The organism is Candidatus Pelagibacter communis, from assembly GCF_001180105.1.
GTDB lineage: Bacteria > Pseudomonadota > Alphaproteobacteria > Pelagibacterales > Pelagibacteraceae > Pelagibacter > Pelagibacter ubique_K.
Genome location: NZ_CVSO01000080.1, coordinates 1 through 3434, shown reverse-complemented (window position 1 = coordinate 3434; position 3434 = coordinate 1). Strand labels below are relative to the sequence as shown.

Sequence of the window (3434 nt, the reverse complement as noted above, 5' to 3'; positions counted from 1 at the left end):
ACCGCTTTGGTACCCCTCCTAAAATAGGGGAAAGCGTCCCCATGTTCAAAAAAGCTTTAAACAACATGGGTTTTATATATTTTTATCATATAAATGCAATATTAGAATTATTAGTAAAATTGACCAAAAAACATGTTAAATGGACCTAATTTTATGAATAAATCGTCATTTTTTATACTTGGAAAACATGCCGTTATTGAAGCAGTTAAAAATCCTAAAAGAAAGATACTAAGGTTATTCTTAACAGAAGAAAGTAAGAAGGCTATTCATAGAAGTTCACCAAATAAAAATCTTCTCAAAGATTTAAAAGTTTTTTTTAAAACAAAGAGAGAATTAGATAAATATTCAACTAAGGAAAATATATCTCATCAAGGATTTGTAGCTGAGATTGAGAATTTAGAAGAACCATCATTAAAAGAATTTATAAATGGAAAAAAAGAATTAAATATTGCTTGCTTGGATGAAGTAACAGATGCGAGAAATATTGGGTCTATTATAAGAAGTGCAGTATCTTTTAATATAGATGGAATTATTGTAAAGGAAAGACATTTCCCTTCAGAAAGTAAATTAATGTACAAATCAGCGAGTGGATGTATGGAGTATGTGAATATATTTAAAGTTTCAAATATAAATTCTACCCTAAAATTTTTAAGAGAAAAAAATTTCTGGGTTTACGGTTTTGATAGCTCAGGAAAAAAGGATTTTGTAGAATATAAATGGGAAGGAAAAAATATACTTTTATTTGGCTCAGAGGGCTTTGGTATAAGTAAACATACATTAAAATATACAGATTATTTAGTAAAAATTAATATTAATCATAAAGTTGAAAGCTTGAATATCTCAAACTCAGCCTCTATAGTTTTTCATTACATAAAAAAAACTAAAAATTCCTAGAAATAAAATTATAATATTTTTCACAATTTCTTTTGTAATCAAATCTGTCAATATTATCAGTGCCTTTGTTTATTTTTTTATGAATTATTTTTTTTCTCTTGTAAAATGTATTAATCAATTCTGCAAGTTTTTTGTAATCACCTATATTTATTAAGTCTCCACATTTTCCATTCATCAATATTTCTTTGGGTCCAGTTGGGCAATTTGTTGAGATAATATATTTTTTAAATAGTTGTCCCTCTATTAAAACATTCGGTAAACCTTCAAATTTTGAAGTCAATACAAGTATATTCGTATCTTTAATAAATTTGAAGGCATTTTGGTGAAAACCGTGAAGTTTAACAAAATCACCTAAGTTATTTTTTTTGATATATTCGTCTAAAAAATTGTAATTTACCCCTCTTCCAATAATAATTATTTCAGGTCTCAATTTCTTATCAATTAATTTTGCGGCTTTTAATAATGTAAGGTGATCTTTTTGATCAGTAAGACGACCTATATTTAAAATCTTTAAAGAACTAGCGTCAAAAATTTTTTTTTTATTATTAATTTTTAAAATAGATTTATCAAGGGGATTATAAATACATTCTGAATTAGTTGAAAATTTTCTTTTAATTTCTTTTTTAAAATCAATAGAATTAACCATTACATCGTCTGCTAGTCTCATTAGGAAACCATAGATTTTTTTTTTTATGACATTTTTTGACCAACCACTTGGGGATGAGTTAGATCTTATAATAATTTTTTTATTCAAAAGTTTACAAATAATAACTGAGTACATGTTGGCTTGAAATGCAAAAACTAGTGTTTTTTTTTTATCAAATAAGAGTTCAAAAATTAAATATATTAAACTTATGAAATATTTAATCTTTCTACTTCTTTTTTGAAAAAAAATACTTTTTGAACCTAGGATTTTAATATTTTTTGCAAAGAATTTCTTTTTTTCATAATTACAGGTTAATATTTCAACATTTAAACCCTTTTTTTTTAAATAGTTTGAGATTATAAATAAATTTTTTTCAACCCCTCCAACTTCAATTGAGGGAATAAAAATTATTATTCTATTGTCCATATTTTATGTAAATATATTAATATTTACTTTCTAACACATATTAGAGAATTTTAAATTACTTGAATTATTTATATGTTTCAATATAAAGCTAATCTTCAGTGCCCTTGTAGCTCAGCTGGTAGAGCAATTGATTTGTAATCAATAGGTCCGCGGTTCGAGTCCGTGCGGGGGCACCATCAAATACTTATTTATTTGCAATAAACTTAAAAATTAGTTCAATTTTTTTCAAAGTAAAAATCGTTTAATAAGACTATAGAATGGAAGGAATAAGAACTGCTTGTAGTGAATATGAAGTGAATTCAAATTAATATCATTTATAAATTCTAGAAATGAGAATTTATGAATTCGACTTCATTTTTATTTAGTTCAAAAGTATCAAATATTAAATCATCTAAAATATCTGTAAATTCAAAATAATTTTCTTTATTTAAATCTTTAAATATTTTCTCAATTTTAATCTTTTTTTTTTCAGAAAATTTTTTAATGGGTAGAATATCAATCTCATATGAATTGACGTTTGAGTTAGTGGTAAAAATTCTAAAAAACCAATTCAATAATTTTGAATTTAAGAGAACAATTAATTCAGGGTTCGTAAATTCATTATTTTTTTTTAAGATAAAATTAGTACTATGAGCTAAAAAATTGTTCTTTTTTACTAAACATGATTTAATTCGATATTTTTCATCTCCAGTAATTCCTTGCATAGCAATTCTTTCAAATTTAAAAGCGCTAGACCTACTTGAAGTATTATTTTTGAGAAATGAATCTACATTCAAAAATTCTTCTTTTCCTTGGGTCATTTTATTTGTTACAAAATATCTTTGAATATTTGCTCCCTTCAAAAGAATTCCATGATATTTATCATTTTTCTTTTCTGAAAAAAATCTTTTGTGATTTGTCATATTAATTTCTCCCTGAAATGTATCTGCAATATCTTTAAACTTCATAACTTTTGGGTCATTTAGAATTTTAAAATATATATTTAATCCTTTTTTATTGGTTATTGGAATTCTATAATGATCATTTAATTTTAAAATTCTTTTATCTAATTCAGTTGAAAAACCTTCTATCTTATTTTTATCTTTCCATACTTCTAAACCAAATTTATCATCATTACTTTTTTTCTTAGATATTTGAACAATACAAACAGACATTTTAGCTGATTTAAAAACTCGTTTACTCACATTATCTCTCTCTGGGAATGAAATTAATCTTATTAAATTATTATCATCTACAATTAGTTTTCTAATTTTTGTACACGTTTTATCTCCAATTAATGAATTTTGTACTATAAAAGTTGCAACACCATCAGTATTTAAATGATTTAAAAATTTAGCTAAAAATAATTTGAAATAATTTAGTTTACCCTCAAAAGCAGGCTTAAAAGTATCAATTTTTCTTAGTTGAGATATTCTCTCCTCTGAATCTATTGACTCTTTAGAATCTAAAACTTCATAAGGAGGATTTG

Annotated in this window: 3 protein-coding genes and 1 tRNA gene; 2 read left to right on the top strand and 2 right to left on the bottom strand. The window is 24.4% G+C overall.

Translation table 11 applies throughout. The features are described from left to right. The first annotated feature begins 153 nt into the window (after window positions 1-153). Window positions 154-894 carry a 23S rRNA (guanosine(2251)-2'-O)-methyltransferase RlmB gene (gene rlmB, locus AMN84_RS04935; RefSeq protein WP_075483939.1) on the top strand — a complete coding sequence of 247 codons (741 nt, stop codon included), beginning with the start codon at window positions 154-156 and terminating at the stop codon, window positions 892-894. Here the strand turns inward: rlmB and AMN84_RS04930 are convergent. Further along, window positions 881-1966: a glycosyltransferase gene (locus AMN84_RS04930; RefSeq protein ID WP_075483937.1), complete on the bottom strand. Its 1086-nt coding sequence runs from the start codon at window positions 1964-1966 to the stop codon at window positions 881-883. The two genes, rlmB and AMN84_RS04930, sit on opposite strands and share 14 nt — an antisense overlap. 100 nt (window positions 1967-2066) lie before the next feature. Here AMN84_RS04930 and AMN84_RS04925 point away from each other — a divergent pair. Continuing rightward, window positions 2067-2142, top strand: a tRNA-Thr gene (locus AMN84_RS04925). A gap of 147 nt (window positions 2143-2289) precedes the next feature. On the opposite strand, the gene AMN84_RS05105 is transcribed toward AMN84_RS04925, so the two are convergent. Further along, window positions 2290-3434, bottom strand: a 1145-nt coding sequence (locus AMN84_RS05105) for a TaqI-like C-terminal specificity domain-containing protein (protein ID WP_218836775.1), incomplete at its 5' end; no start/stop codon positions are given.